The 19,199-nt window shown below is 67.6% G+C and carries 18 protein-coding genes; 12 read left to right on the top strand and 6 right to left on the bottom strand.

Going from position 1 to position 19,199, the window contains the following annotated elements; translation table 11 throughout:
* Nucleotides 1-66 precede the first annotated feature (66 nt).
* Complete coding sequence (locus BMX96_RS10725) at nt 67-303, top strand: DUF1127 domain-containing protein (RefSeq protein WP_091845479.1); 237 nt, start codon at nt 67-69, stop codon at nt 301-303.
* 151 nt (nt 304-454) lie between these two features.
* Nucleotides 455-1,198, top strand: coding sequence for a Bax inhibitor-1/YccA family protein (locus tag BMX96_RS10730; protein ID WP_073128340.1), 744 nt, complete (start codon nt 455-457; stop codon nt 1,196-1,198).
* A gap of 99 nt (nt 1,199-1,297) precedes the next feature.
* Here BMX96_RS10730 and BMX96_RS10735 read toward each other — a convergent pair whose 3' ends face one another.
* Nucleotides 1,298-2,956: an NAD+ synthase gene (locus BMX96_RS10735; RefSeq protein ID WP_091845480.1), complete on the bottom strand. Its 1,659-nt coding sequence runs from the start codon at nt 2,954-2,956 to the stop codon at nt 1,298-1,300.
* Nucleotides 2,957-3,166: 210 nt separating this feature from the next.
* Between BMX96_RS10735 and BMX96_RS10740 the strand changes: the two genes are divergently transcribed.
* A complete protein-coding gene (locus BMX96_RS10740) occupies nt 3,167-4,594 on the top strand; it encodes an MORN repeat-containing protein (RefSeq protein ID WP_091845481.1) in 1,428 nt (475 codons plus the stop codon).
* A 58-nt stretch (nt 4,595-4,652) separates the two neighbouring features.
* On the top strand, nt 4,653-5,648 hold the full coding sequence (locus BMX96_RS10745; protein ID WP_091845482.1) for an LLM class flavin-dependent oxidoreductase: 996 nt from the start codon (nt 4,653-4,655) through the stop codon (nt 5,646-5,648).
* A gap of 78 nt (nt 5,649-5,726) precedes the next feature.
* Here the strand turns inward: BMX96_RS10745 and BMX96_RS10750 are convergent, their stop codons facing one another.
* Nucleotides 5,727-7,256 carry a cryptochrome/photolyase family protein gene (locus BMX96_RS10750; protein WP_091845483.1) on the bottom strand — a complete coding sequence of 510 codons (1,530 nt, stop codon included), beginning with the start codon at nt 7,254-7,256 and terminating at the stop codon, nt 5,727-5,729.
* Nucleotides 7,250-7,912, bottom strand: coding sequence for an SDR family NAD(P)-dependent oxidoreductase (locus tag BMX96_RS10755; protein ID WP_091845484.1), 663 nt, complete (start codon nt 7,910-7,912; stop codon nt 7,250-7,252). Before BMX96_RS10755 ends, BMX96_RS10750 begins: the two co-directional genes overlap by 7 nt.
* A gap of 243 nt (nt 7,913-8,155) precedes the next feature.
* Between BMX96_RS10755 and BMX96_RS10760 the strand changes: the two genes are divergently transcribed.
* The 8 genes from BMX96_RS10760 (at nt 8,156) to BMX96_RS10795 (ending at nt 17,209) form a co-directional block, all read left to right on the top strand.
* Nucleotides 8,156-9,739, top strand: a complete 1,584-nt coding sequence (locus tag BMX96_RS10760) for a 2-isopropylmalate synthase (protein ID WP_091845485.1) — start codon at nt 8,156-8,158, stop codon at nt 9,737-9,739.
* 281 nt (nt 9,740-10,020) lie between these two features.
* Nucleotides 10,021-11,058 (top strand): rod shape-determining protein, encoded by a 1,038-nt coding sequence (locus tag BMX96_RS10765; protein WP_091845486.1) that lies wholly within the window; start codon nt 10,021-10,023, stop codon nt 11,056-11,058.
* Nucleotides 11,059-11,091: 33 nt separating this feature from the next.
* Nucleotides 11,092-12,003 (top strand): rod shape-determining protein MreC, encoded by a 912-nt coding sequence (mreC, locus tag BMX96_RS10770; protein WP_091845487.1) that lies wholly within the window; start codon nt 11,092-11,094, stop codon nt 12,001-12,003.
* Nucleotides 11,996-12,535: a hypothetical protein gene (locus BMX96_RS10775; protein WP_091845488.1), complete on the top strand. Its 540-nt coding sequence runs from the start codon at nt 11,996-11,998 to the stop codon at nt 12,533-12,535. The genes mreC and BMX96_RS10775 overlap by 8 nt, the downstream gene beginning before the upstream one ends.
* Nucleotides 12,532-14,454 (top strand): penicillin-binding protein 2, encoded by a 1,923-nt coding sequence (gene mrdA, locus BMX96_RS10780; RefSeq protein ID WP_091845489.1) that lies wholly within the window; start codon nt 12,532-12,534, stop codon nt 14,452-14,454. Before BMX96_RS10775 ends, mrdA begins: the two co-directional genes overlap by 4 nt.
* Entirely contained in the window at nt 14,451-15,596 is a 1,146-nt protein-coding gene (gene rodA, locus BMX96_RS10785; RefSeq protein WP_091845490.1) for a rod shape-determining protein RodA, read from the top strand. Before mrdA ends, rodA begins: the two co-directional genes overlap by 4 nt.
* A 60-nt stretch (nt 15,597-15,656) precedes the next feature.
* Nucleotides 15,657-16,277: a glutathione S-transferase family protein gene (locus BMX96_RS10790; RefSeq protein ID WP_091845491.1), complete on the top strand. Its 621-nt coding sequence runs from the start codon at nt 15,657-15,659 to the stop codon at nt 16,275-16,277.
* Nucleotides 16,274-17,209: a 2-hydroxyacid dehydrogenase gene (locus BMX96_RS10795; protein WP_091845492.1), complete on the top strand. Its 936-nt coding sequence runs from the start codon at nt 16,274-16,276 to the stop codon at nt 17,207-17,209. The genes BMX96_RS10790 and BMX96_RS10795 overlap by 4 nt, the downstream gene beginning before the upstream one ends.
* A gap of 34 nt (nt 17,210-17,243) precedes the next feature.
* On the opposite strand, the gene BMX96_RS10800 is transcribed toward BMX96_RS10795, so the two are convergent.
* Genes BMX96_RS10800 through BMX96_RS10810 form a run of 3 tightly spaced genes read right to left on the bottom strand, consistent with a single transcriptional unit; the run spans nt 17,244 to nt 19,166 of the window.
* On the bottom strand, nt 17,244-18,020 hold the full coding sequence (locus BMX96_RS10800) for an SseB family protein (protein ID WP_091845493.1): 777 nt from the start codon (nt 18,018-18,020) through the stop codon (nt 17,244-17,246).
* A complete protein-coding gene (locus tag BMX96_RS10805; protein WP_091845494.1) occupies nt 18,017-18,601 on the bottom strand; it encodes a uracil-DNA glycosylase family protein in 585 nt (194 codons plus the stop codon). Before BMX96_RS10805 ends, BMX96_RS10800 begins: the two co-directional genes overlap by 4 nt.
* Before the next feature lie 37 nt (nt 18,602-18,638).
* Entirely contained in the window at nt 18,639-19,166 is a 528-nt protein-coding gene (locus BMX96_RS10810; protein WP_091845495.1) for a peptide-methionine (R)-S-oxide reductase, read from the bottom strand.
* Nucleotides 19,167-19,199: the final 33 nt, after the last annotated feature.

Consider the following 19,199-nt stretch of genomic DNA (forward strand, 5'->3'; position numbering starts at 1 on the left):
TATGCAGGTCCATATGATCAAGCACGTTGATGGAAAACTCCCCAATCATCACGAAAGGAACTTCAGATGTCCAGTCTTTCCCATCCCGCAACGGGTCTGAGCCACCGGGCCCCGCACCTCTCGCGCCAACGATCGTCCGGCCCCTTCTCTCGTCTGGTGGCCTGGGCCGCACTTATGCGGCAGCGCACCGACCTCGCGCAGCTCGACGAGCACCTGCGCGACGATCTCGGCCTCACCCGCCAGGACGTGGCCGACGAGTTGTCCCGCCCCTCGTGGGATGCGCCGAGCCATTGGCGCGGCTGACAAGTCACGATCCACGACAGGCGAAGTGATAACGCTGTCGTGGGTCGTGCCGAATGTCGCATGCCACCGTCTTGAAAACGTGCCATAGTCTGCAAATATACCAAGAGCGATCCGCGCGAGCGGTCTCGATATTCACGTTTGGAGGCAATAAATGGCTCAACAGCAGACGATCCGTTCCGGCGCCGGCGTTCGGTCAGCCGAAATCGATCAGGGACTTCGCGCCCACATGAACAGCGTCTACGGCATCATGTCCGTGGGCATGGTGATCACCGGCGCCGCCGCCTGGGCCATCTCGGGCCTGGCGGTCAACGACCAGGGTCAGCTGACGCAGCTTGGCACCGCGATCTACGCGTCGCCGCTGAAATGGCTGATCATGTTCGCACCTCTCATCATGGTCTTCGCCTTCGGCGCGCTGATCAACCGCATCTCGGCCGCCGGCGCGCAGGTGTTCTTCTATACCTTCGCCGCGCTGATGGGTCTGTCGATCAGCTCGATCTTCCTGGTCTTCACTGGCTTCTCGATCGTCCAGACCTTCTTGGTCACCGCCGTGGCCTTCGCGGGCCTGTCGCTTTGGGGCTACACCACAAAGAAGGACATTTCCGGCTGGGGCAGCTTCCTGATCATGGGCGTGATCGGCCTGATCGTGGCGTCGATCGTCAACATCTTCCTGGGCTCGCCCGCGATCATGTTCGCGATCTCGATCCTCGGCGTGCTGATCTTCGCGGGCCTGACCGCGTATGACACGCAGAAGATCAAGACCGACTACATCCAGCACGCGCAGGCGATGGATCGGGAATGGCTTCAGAAGTCCGCCATCATGGGCGCGCTGAACCTGTATCTCGACTTCATCAACATGTTCATGTTCCTGCTGAGCCTGATGGGCAACCGCGAGTAACACGCTCGCCCAGCTCACGCTTCGGGACCGCTGAAACGCAACCGCCCGGCCAAATGGCCGGGCGGTTTTCTTTTGCCTGATGTCGATGGGCGCGGCAGATCAGCCCGGGTCGCGCCAACGGTTCACGATGGGATAGCGGCGGTCCAGCCAGAAGGCCCGCGGGGTCAGACGCGCGCCCGGCGCCGACTGGAAACGCTTGTATTCGCTGATGTAGATCAGATGCTCGACCTTCTTCACGATCTCGGGGTCGTGGCCCCGCCCCACCACCTCGGGTACGCTGGCCTCGAAATCGATGAGTTGCTCGAGGATGTCGTCCAGCACCTCGTAGGGCGGGAGCGAATCCTCGTCCTTCTGGTCGGCGCGCAGCTCGGCCGTGGGGGGCTTGTCGATCACCCGCGGCGGGATCACCGTGCCCTTCGGCCCCATCATCCAGTCGCGGTGGTTGTCGTTGCGCCAGCGGCAGGTCTGGAACACCCGCGTCTTATACATGTCCTTGATCGGGTTGTAGCCGCCCGACATGTCGCCGTAGATCGTGGCGTATCCCACCGCGACCTCGGACTTGTTGCCGGTCGTCAGAAGCATCTCGCCGAACTTGTTCGACAGCGCCATGAGCGACAGGCCCCGCAGGCGCGACTGGATGTTCTCTTCGGTCAGGTCAGGGTCGCGCCCCTCGAAGAGATGCGCCAGCGCCTCGGTCACCGCCGCGCGCGGCCCCTCGATATCGATCCGGTCCAGCTTGACGCCCAGCAACCGCGCCACCTCGGCGGCGTCGTCCAGCGAGGCCTGGCTGGTGTATTCCGACGGCAGCATGACGCAGCGCACGTTCTCGGGACCCAGCGCATCGACGGCAATGGAGGCGACGATGGCGCTGTCGATACCGCCGGACAGCCCCAGCAGCACCTTGCCGAACCCGGTCTTGCGGCAATAGTCGCGCAGCGCCGTGACCATGACGCGGTAGTCCTGCTCCCACTCGTCCGGATGCACGGCGCGCGGGCCCTCGACGGCGTGCCAGCCGTCTTCGCCCCGCTCGAAATCCTGGTGATGGATGACCTCGTCGAAGGCGGGCAGCGACGCGGCGAGCGTGCCGTGCGGGTTCAGCACGAAGCTGGCGCCGTCGAAGGTCTGGTCGTCCTGCGCGCCCACCATGTTCAGGTAGACCAGCGGCAGGCCCGTCTCGACGGTGCGGGCCACCATGTGGGCCACGCGACGGTCGAACTTGCCGCGGTAATAGGGCGAGCCGTTGGGAACCAGCAGGATCTCGGCGCCCGACTCCTGCAGGGCCTCGGCCACGTCAGGATGCCACGCGTCCTCGCAGATCGGCGTGCCCACCCGCAGCGGTCCCACGGTGTAAGGTCCCGAGATCGGGCCTTCGTCGTACAGCCGCTTTTCGTCGAACACCGTCTCGTTCGGCAGCTTGTGCTTGAGGATGCGCGCCTTCACCGCGCCGCCCTCGAGCACCCAGTAGGCGTTATAGAGCCGGTCGCCATAGGCGTAGGGCCCGCCGATGCCCAGCGCCGGGCCGTCGGCGCAGTCCCGCGCCAGGGTCTCGATCAGGTCCGTGGCGTGGTTCACGAAAGCGGGCTTCAGTACCAGGTCCTGCACCTGGTAGCCGGTGATGAACATCTCGGGCAGCGCGACCATCTGCGCGCCCGCCGCGCGGCCCTGCTCCCACGCGTCGCGCGCGAGGGCCGCGTTGCCCGACAAATCCCCCACGGTGGGGTTCAACTGCGCCAGCGTCAGGCGAAATCTGTCGGCCATGGGTCGTCACCTCCGACCGCCCATCTAGCAGAACGCCGCCGAATGGGAAGCGGCCCGGGGGCGAAAAGCGTTGCGGCAGCAAGGGCCTGTCGATAGTTTCGGCACAAATCCAAGGGGCTGGGCCGCCGACGCGGCAAACCGCCCCGCAGACCGGCCGGCGCAGGCCGCGGACCGATCCGGCCCGCCGCGCGACCAAGGGGGAAACCGTCGATGCCCACCAGACCGCTGATCCTGACCAGCCTTGCCGCGATTCTGGCCGCGGGTCCCGCGCTCGCGCAGTCCGACGACGGCACGGTGATGACCAAGCAGTACGAGGATGGCGGCGTCTACGAGGGCACGTTCTCGGGCGGCCGCCAGGACGGCACGGGGACCTATCGCCTGCCCAACGGCTATGAATACAGCGGCGACTGGGTCGACGGCGAGATCCGCGGCCAGGGCATCGCGCGTTTCCCCAACGGCAGCGTCTACGAGGGCGAGTTCGCCGCCGGCAAGCCCGAGGGACAGGGCAAGATCTTCTTCGCCGATGGCGGCACCTACGAGGGCGAGTGGCAGGACGGCACCATCAACGGCCAGGGCGTCGCCGTCTACGCCAACGGCGTGCGCTACGAGGGCGGGTTCCGCAACGCCCGCCACCACGGCATCGGCCGCATGGAAAGCCCCTCGGGCTATGTCTACGAGGGCGACTGGGTCGACGGCGAGAAATCGGGCGATGGCACCATCACCTATGCCGACGGCGCGGTCTATTCCGGGCAGATGGAGGCTGACCAGCGCCACGGCACCGGCAGCCTGACCATGCCCTCGGGCCTGACCTACGAAGGCGACTGGCAGGAAGGCCAGATCACCGGCACCGGCACCCTGACCCAGCCGAACGGCGACGTCTACACGGGCGAGCTGGTGAACGGCGAGCGCCAGGGCGAGGGCCGCGTGGAATACGCCAATGGCGACACCTACGAGGGCGGCTTCGTCGCCGACCGGCGCGAGGGCACGGGCACCTTCACCCGTCCCGACGGCTACAGCTACACCGGGGAATGGGTCGCCGGCCGGATCGAGGGAGAGGGCAGCGTCGTCTATCCCGATGGCGCGGTCTACGAGGGGCAATTCCGCGACGACCTGCCCGACGGCACCGGCAAGATCACCTATCCCGACGGAAACACCTACGAGGGCCAGTGGGCGAACGGCGTGATCGAGGGCGAGGGCGTGGCGACCTACGTGAACGGCTCAGTCTACGAGGGCGAGTTCCGCGATGCCCGCAACCACGGCCAGGGCACGATGACCTTCCCCGACGGCTATGTCTACGAAGGGCAATGGGTTGATGGCCAAAGGGCGGGGCAAGGCACCGCCACCTATCCCGACGGCACGGTCTACGTGGGCGGCTTCGTCGACGGTCTGCGCGAGGGCGAAGGCAAGATCACCTATCCCGATGGCGCCACCTACGAGGGCGACTGGGTCGCGGGCCGCATCGATGGGCAAGGCACGGCCACCTACCCCAATGGCGACGTCTATTCCGGCAGCTTCGAGGACGGCGAGCGCCAGGGCCAGGGCACGATCAGCTACGCCAGCGGCGAAGAGGCCAGCGGCGAGTGGCTGAACGGCGCCCTGACGGTCCCCGCCTCGGAGGACGGCGCGGCGACCGAGTGACCCCTTTTCAGGGCGGCCCCGCGTGCCCACCTGCAAGGGTGACCAAGGAGCCGATGTCATGAAGTATTCCGTTCTCGACCTGTCGCCCGTCCCCGAGGGCAGCACCGCCTCCGCGGCCATCGCCAACAGCGTGGAGCTGGCGCAGAAGGCCGAGTCCTGGGGCTATCACCGCTTCTGGATGGCCGAGCATCACAACATGCCCGGCATCGCCAGCGCCGCGACCGCCGTCCTGATCGGGCACGTGGCCGACGCCACGTCGAGCATCCGCGTGGGTGCGGGCGGCATCATGCTGCCCAACCACGCCCCGCTGACGGTGGCCGAGCAGTTCGGCACGCTCGCCACCATGCATCCGGGCCGGATCGACCTCGGCCTCGGGCGCGCGCCCGGCGGCGACATGGCGGTGATGCGCGCGCTGCGGCGCCCGGGCAGCGACGACTTCCCCGCCGACGTGGTCGAGCTGCAGCGCCTTCTGGGCGACCCCGACCCCGGGGCCGCGGTCCGCGCCCACCCGGGCGAAGGCACCCACGTGCCGCTCTGGATCCTCGGCTCCTCGCTTTTCGGCGCGCAGCTGGCGGCGCATCTGGGCCTGCCCTACGCCTTCGCCTCGCATTTCGCGCCCGACGCGCTGGAACAGGCGCGCGACACATACCGTGCGCGATTCCGCCCCTCGGCGCAGCTCGACCAGCCGCACTTCATGCTGGCGGTGAACGTCTTCGCCGCCGATGATGCCGCCGAGGCCCGGCGCCTGCGCACGTCGATGCAGCAGGCCTTCGCCCGGCTGCGGCAGGGCACGCCGGGCAAGCTGCCGCGCCCGGTGGACGATATCGATGCCGAGATCGGCGAGGGCACGCGCCGGGCAGTGGATCAGGCCCTGCGCATCAGCGCCACCGGCGCCCCCGACGCCGTGGCCGGGCAACTCGACGGGCTCATCCGCGAACACCGCCCGGACGAACTGATCCTGACCGGCCAGATCCACGATCACGCCGCCCGGCTTCGTTCCTTCGAGATCGCGGCAGATATCCTGGGCAACAGGGACGCGACGCTGGCCGCCTGAGCGCCGCGCCTCGTCCATCACTGGTCCGGAAATACTTCGGGGGCCGCGCCAGCGGCGGGGCAGAGCCCCTCTGACCTCTCAAACCAGCGCGCCCTGGGCCATCCGGTTCAGGAACGTCTCGGCCTCGGACAGGATCTGTTCGCGCCGCTCGGGCTTCATCCGGTCCCACGTGGCGTACATCTGCGCCATGCGCGGGTTCGACGCGAACCGCTCGCGGTGGCGATCCATGAAGGCCCAGTAGAGCAGGTTGAAGGGGCACGCCCCCTCGCCCAGCTTGGTCTTCACGCTGTAGTGGCACCCGTCGCAGTAATCCGACATCTTGGCGATGTAATTGCCGGACGACACGTAGGGCTTCGACCCGACGATGCCGCCATCGGCGAACTGGCTCATACCGATGACATTGGGCGCCTCGACCCATTCGTAGGCATCGGCATAGACGCTCAGGTACCACTCGTGCACCTCGTGCGGGTTGATGCCCGCGAGCAGGGCGAAGTTGCCGGTGACCATCAGCCGCTGGATGTGGTGGGCATAGGCCTCGGCCTGCGTCTGCTCCACGGCCTTCGACACGCAGCGCATGTTGGTCGCGTCGCCCCAGTAGAAGCCGGGCAGGGACCGGCCATGGCCCAGTTCGTTGCGCGACGTGTAATCCGGCCCCTCGCGGAAGTAGATGCCGCGCATGTATTCGCGCCAGCCGATGATCTGCCGGATGAAGCCCTCGACGGCGTTCAGGGGCGCGTCGCCCGCCTTCCAGGCCGCCTCCGCCGCGTCGCAGATCTCGCGCCAGTGCAGCAGCCCCGCGTTCAGGTACATGGAGATGACGGCGTGGTAGAGGAACCGGTCGTCGGCAAGCATCGCGTCCTGGTAGTCGCCGAATTTCGGCAGCGCGTGCTTGATGAAATGGGTCAGCGCCCGGCGCGCCTGGCCCTGGTCGGTGGCGAACCAGAACGGGTGCAGGTCGCCGAAATTGTTGCCGAAGTGGCGGCCGACCAGCTCCAGCACCTCGGCCACGGTCTCGTCCGGCGTGAACTGCATCGGTCCGCCGAAATCGACCGCGTCGGGGGCGGGCTTTCGGTTCTCGTGGTCGTAGTTCCACTTACCGCCCGCCGGCTCGCCATTCTCCATCAGCAGGCCGGTCTTTCGGCGCATGTCGCGATAGAACCACTCCATCCGCAGTTCCTTGCGACCCTCGGCCCAGCGGTCAAACTCGGCGTGAGAGGCGAGGAAGCGATCATCCGGCCGGATCTCGACGTCCAGCGGGCAGTCCTGCAGCGCGTGGATCAGCCGCCACTCGCCCGGTTCGGTCGCCACCACGTGCGAGGTGCCGAATTCGTCCGCGCGGCGCAGCAATTCGCCAGTGATCGAGCCCGAGTTCGCGGGATCGTCCAGCGTGGTGTAGGCCACCCGCCAGCCATCGTCGCGCAGCCGCGCGGCGAATTTCCGCATGGCGGCGAAGAGGAACGCGATCTTCTTGGGGTGGTGCGGGACGTAGCCGGCCTCGTCCGCGACCTCGGCCATCACGACCACGTCGTCGTCCCGGTCGGCACCGCGCAGCGCCGACAGGTCCTCGGACACCTGGTCCCCCAGGACGAGGATCAGCCGCCCTACCATTGGATGGGCTTCGCGGCGTAGTCGAAGAATTGCCCGGTCTGCGCGGGGTCGAGCCCGTCGATCACGTCGACCAGGTTCTTCGCGGCCTGCTCGGGCGTCACCTTGTCGTGGTCGGGATAATCCTCGGTAAAGCGCGTGGCGACGGTGCCGGGATGCAGGCAGGTGACGATGGCGTGCTTGTGCGTGCGCCCAAGCTCCACCGCCGCGCCGTGCATCAGCGCGTTCAGCGCGGCCTTGGACGTGCGGTAGGAATACCAGCCGCCCAGCGCGTTATCGCCGATCGACCCCACCCGCGCCGACAGGGCGGCGAAGACGAAACGCTTTTTGCGGGGAATGCGGGATTTCCAGTGCTTCAGCACCAGGGCGGGACCCAGCGCGTTCAGCGAGACCTGCGCCAGCAGTTCGTCCGCGCCCAGGTCACCCAGCTGCTTTTCGGGCGTATCGCGGGTGCAGGTCAGCGCGCCGGTGGCCACGAAAACCAGGTCCATGTCATCGTCCACGCCGTCCAGGGCGGAGGTGACGCTGCGCTCATCGGTGATGTCCAGGCCGTCTTCCGAGCGGGACAGGGTCGTCACCTCGACCCCGCGGCCGCGCAGTTCCGCGACCACCGCCTGTCCCAGGCCGCCCGATGCCCCGATGACCAGCGCCTTCTTCATCCCGCGTCCCCCGTGCTGTCGCGATGCGCAGGCACCTAGACGGGGGGCCATGGCGGTCAAATCCGGGGGTTTTCATTTAACGATTCACGGCTAAAGTGTCGCACATGAAAACGCGCTTCGACATCACGGCCCAGCGCGGCCTGCTTCTGCTTCTTACGCGCCTCTGAGCGTGCCTTCCGGCGCGACCGCTCAGGGGTGGACCAGCGCCGGGACGGACAGAAGCAAGCGAAAGACCCCAGGAAAATGACCCACCAGGATTTGAAGAAGGCCGATGACGGCCGCGTGTTGATCTTCGACACAACCTTGCGCGACGGCGAACAGTCGCCCGGCGCCACCATGAGCCACCGCGAAAAGCTGGAAATCGCGTCGATGCTGGACGAGATGGGCGTCGACATCATCGAGGCCGGCTTTCCCATCGCATCGGAAGGCGATTTCGCCGCCGTGTCCGAGATCGCGCGGAACACGAAGAACGCCACGATCTGCGGACTGGCGCGCGCGAACCTCAAGGATATCGACCGCTGCTGGGAGGCGGTGAAGCACGCCAACAGCCCCCGCATCCACACCTTCATCGGAACCTCGCCGCTGCACCGCGCCATCCCGAACCTGACGCAGGACGAGATGGCCGAGCGCATCCACGAAACGGTGACCCACGCCCGCAACCTGTGCGAAAACGTGCAATGGTCGCCCATGGACGCCACCCGGACCGAGTGGGATTTCCTCAAGCGCACGGTCGAGATCGCGATCAGGGCCGGTGCCACCACGATCAACATCCCCGACACGGTGGGCTATACCGCGCCGGCGGAATCGGCCGAGCTGATCCGCCGCCTGATCGCCGAGATCGAGGGCGCCGAGGACGTGATCTTCGCCACCCACTGCCACAACGACCTGGGCATGGCGACGGCGAACTCGCTGGCCGCCGTCGATGGCGGCGCACGCCAGATCGAGTGCACGATCAACGGTCTGGGCGAGCGCGCGGGCAATACCGCGCTGGAAGAAGTCGTGATGGCCCTGCGCGTGCGCAACGACATCATGCCCTATTCGACCGGCGTTGACACCACGAAGATCATGGCGATCTCGCGCCGGGTGGCGACGGTGTCGGGCTTCCCGGTCCAGTTCAACAAGGCGATCGTCGGCAAGAACGCCTTCGCCCATGAATCCGGCATCCACCAGGACGGGATGCTGAAGAACGCCGAGACGTTCGAGATCATGCGCCCCGCCGATGTCGGGTTGGCCGGCACGTCGCTGCCGCTGGGCAAGCACTCGGGCCGCGCCGCCTTGCGGGACAAGCTGCGCACGCTGGGCTTCGACGTGGCCGACAACCAACTGAACGATATCTTCGTGCGGTTCAAGGAACTGGCCGACCGCAAGAAAGAGGTCTTCGACGAGGATATCGAGGCTCTGGTCCAGGCCCAGGGCGCGGGCGAGGAAACCATCCAGCTGCAGCACCTGCGCGTGGTCTGCGGCACCGAAGGCCCGCAGACCGCCGACATGACGCTGCTGATCGACGGCAAGCAGGCGCACACGGAAACCACCGGCGACGGCCCCGTCGACGCGGCCTTCAATGCGCTGAAGGCGCTGGTCTCGCACGACGCGAAGCTGCAGCTCTACCAGGTCAGCGCTGTGACCGAGGGCACGGATGCGCAGGCGACCGTCACGGTCAGGCTGGAAGAGGACGGGCGCATCGTCACCGGCCAATCCGCCGATACCGATACGGTCGTAGCGTCGGTCCGCGCCTATGTCAGCGCGCTGAACCGGTTGCTGGTCAAGCGCGGCCGGACCGGCCCAGGCAACGACACCAAGGTCATCAGCTACCGCGACGTGAGCTGATCCAGTCGACTCGCGCCCGGTTCCCGCGGATCGGGCGCGAAAAAATAACTTTCAATATTGCGACAAGCGCGCGTCGGAACGTTTGACTTTTCCGCATAAAGTTTCACTTATCCAACATTAGGGGTGTGTCCGTCACCGCGCTTTCCCGCAGGTGTGGCAAAAATATGCCTGTGGTGCCGGGCACGCCCCTTTCGCCCGTTCCGGCCATCCCCTAAAAGGCGCGGACGGCCCTGACGCCACCCGCGGCGCCGGCCGGTCTTGCGATTTTGGGGATGACGGACATGAGCAGTTTGACGGGGATCTTTTCCTCGGACATGGCCATAGACTTGGGAACGGCGAACACGCTGGTTTACGTGAAGGGCCGCGGCATCGTGCTGAACGAGCCTTCGGTCGTTGCCTTCCACGTTCGCGACGGTCGCAAGCAGGTTCTCGCCGTGGGCGAGGATGCCAAGCTCATGCTGGGCCGCACCCCCGGTTCGATCCAGGCCATCCGGCCCATGCGCGAAGGCGTCATCGCCGATTTCGACGTGGCCGAAGAGATGATCAAGCACTTCATCCGCAAGGTCCACAAGCGCACGACCTTCTCGAAGCCGAAGATAATCGTCTGCGTCCCCCACGGCGCGACGCCGGTCGAGAAGCGCGCGATCCGCCAGTCAGTGATCAGCGCCGGCGCCCGCAAGGCCGGGCTAATCGCCGAACCGATTGCCGCGGCCATCGGGTCGGGCATGCCCATCACCGATCCGACCGGGAGTATGGTCGTCGATATAGGGGGTGGCACCACCGAGGTGGCCGTGTTGAGCCTCGGCGATATCGTATACGCCCGCAGCGTGCGCGTGGGCGGCGACCGCATGGACGAAGCCATCGTCAGCTATCTGCGACGCCAGCAGAACCTTCTGATCGGCGAGTCGACGGCCGAAAGGATCAAGACCACCATCGGCACCAGCCGCATGCCCGACGACGGGCGCGGGACCGCCATGCAGATCCGGGGCCGCGACCTGCTGAACGGCGTGCCGAAGGAAACCGAGATCAACCAGGCCCAGGTGGCCGAGGCCCTGTCCGAGCCAGTGCAGGCGATCTGCGAAGCGGTGATGATAGCGCTGGAAGCGACACCGCCCGACCTGGCGGCGGACATCGTCGACAGGGGCGTCATGCTGACCGGTGGCGGCGCGCTGCTGGGCGAGCTGGATCTCGCGCTGCGCGAGCAGACCGGCCTGGCCGTGTCCATTGCCGACGAGTCACTGAATTGTGTGGCGCTCGGCACCGGCAAGGCGCTGGAATATGAAAAACAGCTTCGGCATGTGATAGACTACGACAGTTGATCCGCGAAGGACGGCCCCGGCCGCTTGGGTGCCATGGCGACTGACAGAAACAACAGCGAAGACTTCACCCGCCCGGTTCGCCGCATCGTGACCGGGGTGGTCGTGGTGTTGCTGCTGGCCGTCTTCCTGTTCTGGCGCATCGACAGCCCCCGGGCCGAGCGGTTCCGCGCCCAGATCGTCGACCAGGTGGTGCCCAGCTTCGACTGGGCGCTGGTCCCGGTCACCAAGCTTGCGGGCATGGTCGAGAACTTCCAGAGCTACACCCGCATCTACGAGCAGAACCAGGAGCTGCGGCGCGAGCTGCAGCAGATGAAGGCGTGGAAAGAGGCGGCCCTGCAGCTCGAACAGGAGAACGCCAAGCTGCTGGACCTGAACAAGGTGCGGCTGGACCCCAAGCTGACCTTCATCACCGGCGTCGTGCTGGCCGACAGCGGGTCGCCCTTCCGGCAGTCAGTGCTGCTGAACCTTGGCGCGCGCGACGGGATCCGCGACGGCTGGGCCGCGACCGACGGGCTGGGCCTCGTGGGTCGCGTTTCGGGCGTTGGCGACAGCTCGGCCCGGGTCATCCTCCTGACCGACAGCAACAGCCGCGTGCCGGTGGCCGTGCAACCTTCGGGGCAGCGGGCGCTTCTGGCGGGCGACAACTCGTCCCTGCCCCCGCTCGATTTCCTGGAAGAGGCCGAGTCGGTGCGCCCCGGTGACCGCGTGGTCAGTTCGGGCGATGGCGGCGTGCTGCCCGCCGGGTTGCTGGTGGGCCAGGTCGTCCAGGGGGCCGATCGGCGCCTGCGCGTCAGACTGGCCGCCGATTACGAACGGCTGGAGTTCCTGCGCGTGCTGCGCGCACAGCCCGGCGCCGCCATCGAAGATCCCGGCGGGCTGGTCGCGCCCTTGCGCGCGCCCGACACCGTTGCCGCCGCGCCCGCGTCCGAGGCCGCCGATGGTTGATCCGCTCACCCTCCGCATCTGGGGCTTTCGCCTTTATTTCACGGCCCTCTCGACGGCGATCCTGTTCGTCCACATCCTGCCCTTCCACATCTCGGCCTCGGCCTTCGTCGGGCCGGACCTGCTGGTGTGCCTGGCCTTCGCCTGGGTCCTGCGGCGGCCGGATTACGTCCCGGTCCTTCTTGTCGCGGCGGTGATCGCCGTGTCGGATATCCTGTTCCTGCGTCCCCTGGGCCTCTGGACCGCGCTGGTCCTGCTGGGCATGGAGTTCCTGCGCCCGCGCGGGCACCTGAGCGCCGAGATGCCGTTCCCGGTGGAATGGGCCATGGTGACCGGCACGATCTTCGCGATCTCGCTGCTGAACGCCCTGATCCTGGCCATCGTCATGGTGCCGCAGCCGCCGCTGACCGGCGTGATCGTCCACGCCTTCGTGACGGCCGCCGTCTATCCGGTGGTGGTCGCCATCAGTGCCTTCGTCATCGGGGTGCGCCCGCCCAGCCCGGCCGAGCGTGACAGCAGGGGGATCCGCGCATGAAACGCAGCCCGCGCGACACCGAAAGCTCGATGAAGAAGGTCACCCGCCGCGGTGCGGTGCTGGGGGGCCTGCAACTGGGCGTGGCGGGTCTTCTGGGCTGGCGGATGCGGCAGATGCAGGTCGAGCAGGCCGATGCCTTCCGCCTGCTGGCCGAGGAAAACCGCATCAACATGCGGCTCATCGCGCCGGCGCGCGGCCTGATCTTCGATCGCAACGGCATCCCGCTGGCCGAGAACGCCCAGAACTATCGCGTGGTCATCGTGCGCGAGGACGCGGGCGACGTCGACGCGGTGATCGCCAAGCTGCAACAGCTGATCTATCTCGACCCGGTCGAGATCGAGCGGGCGCGGAAAGAGATCATGCGCCGCTCGCCCTTCGTGCCGGTGACACTGACCGACCAGCGCAGCTGGCAAGACATCGCCACGGTGGCGGTGAATGCCCCCGCCCTGCCCGGCATCACGCCGGACGTGGGCCTGACCCGCAACTATCCCTTGCAAGAGGACTATGCTCACGTGGTGGGGTATGTCGGACCGGTCAGCGACTACGATCTCAGCCGCATCGACGACGACGACCCGCTGTTGCAGATCCCCAAGTTTCAGATCGGCAAGACCGGGGTCGAACAGAAATACGAGCGTGACCTGCGCGGCAAGGCCGGCGCGCGCCGGATCGAGGTGAACGCCGCCGGCCGCGTCATGCGCGAGCTTGGCCGCGACGAGGGCATTTCGGGCGCCGATATCCAGCTGACTGTGGAAAGCCGGCTTCAGAATTTCGTCGAGGCGCGGCTGGCGCTGGGCCTGTCGGCCAGCGCGGTGGTCATGGACACGCGCAACGGCGACCTGCTGGCGGTGGGCAACGCGCCCAGCTTCGACCCCAACAAGTTCGTGCGCGGGATCTCGGTCAGCGACTACGGCGATTTGACCAACAACAAGTATCGCCCGCTCAGCAACAAGGCCGTGCAGGGCGCCTACCCGCCCGGCTCGACCTTCAAGATGATGGTGACCATGGCGGCGCTGGACGCCGGCATGCTGTCGGCGGGCGAGACGTTCTATTGCCGCGGCTACCACGAGCTCGGCAACCGCCGGTTCCATTGCTGGAAGCGGGGCGGCCACGGCTGGGTGGATCTCGAGAAGTCGCTGCAACAGTCCTGCGACGTCTACTATTACGAGCTGGCCCAGCGCGTGGGCATCGACAAGATCGCCGAGACGGCGCGCCGCTTCGGCCTGGGCGAACGGTTCGACCTGCCCATGTCGGCGGTCAGCCCCGGCGTCATGCCCGACAAGCAGTGGCTGCGCGAACGCTATGACCAGAGCTGGCGCGTGGGCGACAGCCTGAACGCCTCGATCGGGCAGGGCTACGTGCTGAGCACGCCGTTGCAACTGGCGGTAATGACCGCCCGGCTGGCTTCGGGCACCAAGATCGAGCCGCGTCTGGTCAAATCCATCGACGGGGTCGAGCAGGAGGTGCGGGGCGCCGAGCCGCTGGGCTTCGCCACCGAACACCTGCGCCTGGTCCGCAACGGGATGAACTCCGTCACCAATTCGCGTCGCGGCACCGCCTACGGATCGCGGATCGAGCCCGACAACATGCGCATGGCCGGCAAGACCGGCACCAGCCAGGTGCGCAGTGTCGTCGTGCGCAACCAGGACGTGCCGTGGGAGGAACGCGACCACGCGCTGTTCGTGGGCTACGCGCCGGTCGACAATCCGGGCCTTGCGGTGTCGGTGGTGGTCGAGCATGGCGGCGGCGGATCCTCGGCGGCCGCACCGATCGCGCGCGATATCATGCTCTTCGCACTCTACGGCGAGATGCCGCCGCTGGAAGGCTATCCCTCGTCTCAGCGCGGGCGGATGGAAACGCTGCTGTCCGAGCTGCCGCTGCGCGACGACTTTCGGCCGTCCGACCGCAGGGGCCGCGCGTGAGCTACCTGGAATACAATGTAAAGACGGTGCCCACCGGCCCGTCCAAGATCCTCTACCTGAACTGGCCGCTGCTGCTGTTGCTGGTCACGGTGGCTTCGGTCGGGTTCCTGATGCTCTACTCGGTGGCGGGCGGGTCGTTGCAGCCCTGGGCCGAGCCGCAGATGAAACGCTTCGCCCTGGGCGTCTTCGCCATGTTCGTGATCGCCATGGTGCCGATCTGGTTCTGGCGCAACATGGCGGGACTGGCCTACGGCGTTTCGCTGGCGCTGCTGCTGGCGGTGGAGTTCTTCGGCGAAACCGGCATGGGCGCGCAACGCTGGATCAACCTGGGTTTCATGCGGCTGCAACCGTCCGAGCTGACGAAGATCACGCTGATCATGATCCTGGCCGCGTATTACGACTGGCTGGACATCCGGAAGACGTCGCGCCCGCTCTGGGTGATCATTCCGCTGATCCTGATCGCGCTGCCCACTTACCTGGTGCTGCGCCAGCCTGACCTCGGCACCTCGATCCTGTTGGTGACCGGCGGCGGCATCGTGATGTTCCTGGCGGGCGTGTCTTGGTGGTACTTCATCGCCGTCATCGGCGCGGGCGTCGGCACGGTCGCCGCGGTCTTCTCGTCCCGCGGGACCGACTGGCAGCTTCTGAAGGACTACCAGTATCGCCGGATCGACACGTTCCTCGACCCCAGCACCGACCCGCTGGGGGCGGGGTACCACATCACCCAGTCGAAGATCGCGCTCGGCTCGGGCGGGTGGACCGGGCGCGGCTTCATGCAAGGTACGCAGTCGCGGCTGAACTTCCTGCCCGAGAAGCACACGGATTTCATCTTCACCACGCTGGCCGAGGAATTCGGCTTCGTGGGCGCGTTCTCGCTGCTGTCGCTTTACGTGCTGGTGGTGTTCTTCTGCGTCGTGTCGGCCATCCGCAACCGCGACCGGTTCGGATCGCTCCTGACGCTGGGGATCGGCGCGACCTTCTTCCTGTTCTTCGCCGTGAACATGGCCATGGTCATGGGCCTGGCCCCGGTGGTCGGCGTGCCCCTGCCGCTGGTCAGCTACGGCGGGTCCGCGATGCTGGTGCTGATGGTGGGCTTCGGGCTGGCGCAATCGGCCCATGTCCACCGCCCCCGCGGTCGCTGAGGGCTTTGCGGGCGGTCGTCCCGCGTGCGATACTCGACGCGCGGTCAACGAGGTGACGCCATGTCCTATCTGCGCTTTTTCACCAGCCCCATGTCGCGGGGCCGCATCGTGCGATGGATGCTCGAAGAGGTCGGCTGTGCGTACGACACGACGCTGGTGGCCTTCGACGCCCCCCGCCCCGACGTTCTACTGGCCGCGAACCCCATGGGGAAGGTGCCCACGATCATCCACGGCGACCGCGTGGTGACCGAGGGCGCGGCGATCTGCGCCTACCTGGCCGATGCCTTCCCCGAGGCCGGGCTGGCCCCCGCCCCGCAGGACCGGGCCGATTATTACCGCTGGCTGTTCTTCGCCGCCTCGCCGCTGGAATACGCGGTGACCCACAAGGCGATGGGGCTGGAAATGCCCTCGGACCGAGAGATTCAGGTGGGCTATGGCAACTACGCCCGGGCGATGGATACGCTCGAGATGGCCGTCAGCGGGCGCACCTTCGTCGCAGGCGACAGCTTCAGCGCGGCCGATGTCTATCTCGGCTCGCAGGTGGGCTGGGGGCTGGCCTTCGGCACGATCGAGCCGCGCCCGGCCATCACGGCCTACTGGGCGGGCCTGAAGGACCGGCCGGCCAAGCTGCGGGCCGACCGCATCGATGACGCGCTGATGCCGCAAGACAACCCGGCATGAACGGACCGAATGTCCTGTTCGCCGCCCGGCCCGACCGCTGGGACGAGACGCGCGGCCCGCTCGAAGCCGCGTTGGCCGAGGCGGGCGTGGCGGCCGACCTCGCCACCGACCACGCGCCCGACACGGTGGATTACATCGTCTATGCGCCCAACGGCCCGTTGCAGGATTTCTCGCCCTTCACCCGCTGCAAGGCGGTGCTGAACCTCTGGGCCGGGGTCGAGGACGTGGTGGACAACCCGACCCTGACCATGCCGCTGGCGCGCATGGTCGACCCGGGCCTGACCGAGGGGATGGTCGAATACGTCACCGCCCACGTCCTGCGACACCATCTGAACATCGACGCCGATATCACGCGGAAGCCCGGCGACTGGACCCCCGTGACACCCCCGCTGGCCCGCGACCGCAAGGTGACGGTGCTGGGGCTGGGCGCGCTGGGATCGGCCTGCGCCCGCGCGCTGGCCGGGCTGAACTTCGACGTGGCGGGCTGGAGCCGGTCGCCCAAGACCCTGCCAGGGATCACCTGTTTCCACGGGGACGAGGGATTGGCCGACGCGCTGGCCCGCGCCGAGATCTGCGTCGCGCTGCTGCCCCTGACCCCGGCGACCGAGGACCTGCTGGACGCCGACCGGCTGGCCCGGCTGCCCGAGGGCGCCGTCGTCATCAACCCGGGCCGCGGCGCGCTGATCGTCGAGGACGCCTTGCTGGCCGCGCTGGACGAGGGCCGCGTGTCCCACGCGACGATGGACGTGTTCCGGACCGAGCCGCTTCCGCAGAAGCACCCGTTCTGGCACCACCCGAGCGTGACGGTGACGCCGCACATCGCCTCGGTCTCGCGTCCCGAAAGCTGTGCCAAGGTCATCGCCGAGAACATCCGCCGCGGCGAGGCGGGCGAGCCGTTCCTGCACCTTGTCGATCGGCAGGCGGGATACTGAGCCCGACCCCGGCCTTTGCGAGAAACTTCCGAAACTAGCGCAGCTTGGGCGGCCGATCCGGGTCGGTTCCGGGGGCCGACGGCGCGGCGCGCGGTTCGAACTTCGGCAGGTCGAACCGCAACCCGTGGCGCGACAGTCGTGCCGCCATGGGGTCGGAGGCGTCGAAGAAGGCCACGTCCAGCGTCCCGGCTTCGAGCCCCGAGAAGACCAGCGCCTCGCGCACCGCGCGGGCCAGCGCGCCGTTCGCTCCGCGGGCCGGGTCGATGAAGGCCAGCATGTGCCCCCGTCCGCCGCCTTCGTAGGTGGTCGCCACCAGGTAGGCCATCCGCGCCAGGCCCGTGGCGGTCGCCAGCTTGGCGTCGAGAGCGCCCAGCAGTTTCTCGGGCAACCCCGTGGGCGCGGCGATCTCGGTGGGGCGGGCGTCGATCTCGTCGGGGCCGTCGCGCAGGGTGCCGGCCAGCCAGTCGACCGCGTCGGGCGGCATCAGGAAGGACGACGGCGCGACGCCGGGGTTCAGGGCCAGCCCGACCCCCTGCCCTGTCAGCATCGCCGTCAGTGTCCGACCCGACAACGCCGCGTAGGGCGCGCCGTCATGGGCGAAATCGCCCAGCCGCTCGACCCGGTCGAAGACAAGCACGAAGGTCCCCTGCGACGTCTCGAACAGGCGGGGATCCAGCGCGTCGCCCTCGGGCTCGGCCGTCAGAAGCAGGTAGAGCTCGGCCGCCGCCACCCGGTCGTAGAAGGTCAGCCGCGCATCGTCATCGTCGGGCGCGGCCTCCATCGCGGCATGGGCGGTGTCGAGCGGGGTCATCCAAGGGCCTCCTTCACGCGGGCGCGCAACGCCGGCAGCAGATCGGTCTCGAACCACGGGTTGCGCTTCAGCCACGCGGTATTGCGCCACGAGGGGTGCGGCAAGGGAAAGATCCGGGGCGCGTGGTCGCGCCAGGCCTTCACCGTGTCGGTGACCCCGGCGCGTGTCCCCAGGTGCCAGCGCTGCGCGTAGCCGCCGATCAGCACCGTCAGGTCCACCTGCCCCACGTGGTCCAGCGCCGCGTCGCGCCAGGTCCGCGCGCAGATGGCCGGCGGCGGCAGGTCCGAGCCCTTGGCGTCATAACCCGGAAAACAGAAGGCCATGGGCACGATCGCCACCCGTTCGCGGTCGTAGAACGTGTCCTCGTCCATACCCAGCCAGTCGCGCAGCCGCTTGCCCGACTGGTCCCAGAACGGCGTATTGGCCTGGTGGACGCGCATGCCCGGCGCCTGGCTGGCGATCAGTACGCGCGCGCCCCGCCGGAACCACACGACCGGGTTCGGTTCGTGCCCGGTCGCGGTGGAGGCGAAACGGTCGGCGCATATCGTGCAGGCGGCAAGGCGGTCGGGCAGCGGCGTCATGCTGCCCGACCTAAGCCCTCCGCCCGTCTTGCCAAGATCAGGCGGATTGCAGCGACAGCGCGGTGCCGTTGATGCAGTGCAGCGGCGTGGCGCCGTCGAAGACGATCACATGGCCGAAATGGCTGCCGCAGCGGCGGCAATGGATCTCGATCAGCTCAAGCGGCTCGGGCAGCGCGCCGTTGTAATCGGTGGTGTCGATGCCCGTCAGCACCGCGTTCGGGATCGCGTGGGTGAAGAAGACGAAGCCGATGGGCAGTTCCTGCCAGTGCTCGGAGCGGTAGACCGGCAGATCGCAGCCCACGCAGTGATATGTGCCGGGATTGTTTTCCTTGGCGTAGGACGAGGTCCAGTTCGGCTCGGTCCGGCCATCGCGCAGGATGCTGTACTCGTCTTCGCTGAGTTGCGCGCGCCATTCCTCGGGGCTGCGCCGGATTTCGTAGGTGAAGCCGCCGTCGGCATTGGCGGCGGGCGTGTCCTGGGCGCGTGCGGTTCCCGCGACCAGGGCAGCTCCGCTGGCGCCGCCGGCCAGGAACGCGCGGCGTTTGAGAGCACTGAAGGGGGTCATCTGAAATCTCCATAATATCGAAATGAATGCTCG

The sequence above is a fragment of the Palleronia pelagia genome (assembly GCF_900110115.1).
Lineage (GTDB): Bacteria > Pseudomonadota > Alphaproteobacteria > Rhodobacterales > Rhodobacteraceae > Palleronia > Palleronia pelagia.

Coding starts and splice junctions, on each gene's coding strand:
- BMX96_RS10725 (WP_091845479.1), top strand. CDS start 67: ATGTCCAGTCTTTCCCATCCCGCAACGGGTCTGAGCCACCGGGCCCCG.
- BMX96_RS10730 (WP_073128340.1), top strand. CDS start 455: ATGGCTCAACAGCAGACGATCCGTTCCGGCGCCGGCGTTCGGTCAGCC.
- BMX96_RS10735 (WP_091845480.1), bottom strand. CDS start 2,956: ATGGCCGACAGATTTCGCCTGACGCTGGCGCAGTTGAACCCCACCGTG.
- BMX96_RS10740 (WP_091845481.1), top strand. CDS start 3,167: ATGCCCACCAGACCGCTGATCCTGACCAGCCTTGCCGCGATTCTGGCC.
- BMX96_RS10745 (WP_091845482.1), top strand. CDS start 4,653: ATGAAGTATTCCGTTCTCGACCTGTCGCCCGTCCCCGAGGGCAGCACC.
- BMX96_RS10750 (WP_091845483.1), bottom strand. CDS start 7,256: ATGGTAGGGCGGCTGATCCTCGTCCTGGGGGACCAGGTGTCCGAGGAC.
- BMX96_RS10755 (WP_091845484.1), bottom strand. CDS start 7,912: ATGAAGAAGGCGCTGGTCATCGGGGCATCGGGCGGCCTGGGACAGGCG.
- BMX96_RS10760 (WP_091845485.1), top strand. CDS start 8,156: ATGACCCACCAGGATTTGAAGAAGGCCGATGACGGCCGCGTGTTGATC.
- BMX96_RS10765 (WP_091845486.1), top strand. CDS start 10,021: ATGAGCAGTTTGACGGGGATCTTTTCCTCGGACATGGCCATAGACTTG.
- mreC (WP_091845487.1), top strand. CDS start 11,092: ATGGCGACTGACAGAAACAACAGCGAAGACTTCACCCGCCCGGTTCGC.
- BMX96_RS10775 (WP_091845488.1), top strand. CDS start 11,996: ATGGTTGATCCGCTCACCCTCCGCATCTGGGGCTTTCGCCTTTATTTC.
- mrdA (WP_091845489.1), top strand. CDS start 12,532: ATGAAACGCAGCCCGCGCGACACCGAAAGCTCGATGAAGAAGGTCACC.
- BMX96_RS10790 (WP_091845491.1), top strand. CDS start 15,657: ATGTCCTATCTGCGCTTTTTCACCAGCCCCATGTCGCGGGGCCGCATC.
- BMX96_RS10795 (WP_091845492.1), top strand. CDS start 16,274: ATGAACGGACCGAATGTCCTGTTCGCCGCCCGGCCCGACCGCTGGGAC.
- BMX96_RS10800 (WP_091845493.1), bottom strand. CDS start 18,020: ATGACCCCGCTCGACACCGCCCATGCCGCGATGGAGGCCGCGCCCGAC.
- BMX96_RS10805 (WP_091845494.1), bottom strand. CDS start 18,601: ATGACGCCGCTGCCCGACCGCCTTGCCGCCTGCACGATATGCGCCGAC.
- BMX96_RS10810 (WP_091845495.1), bottom strand. CDS start 19,166: ATGACCCCCTTCAGTGCTCTCAAACGCCGCGCGTTCCTGGCCGGCGGC.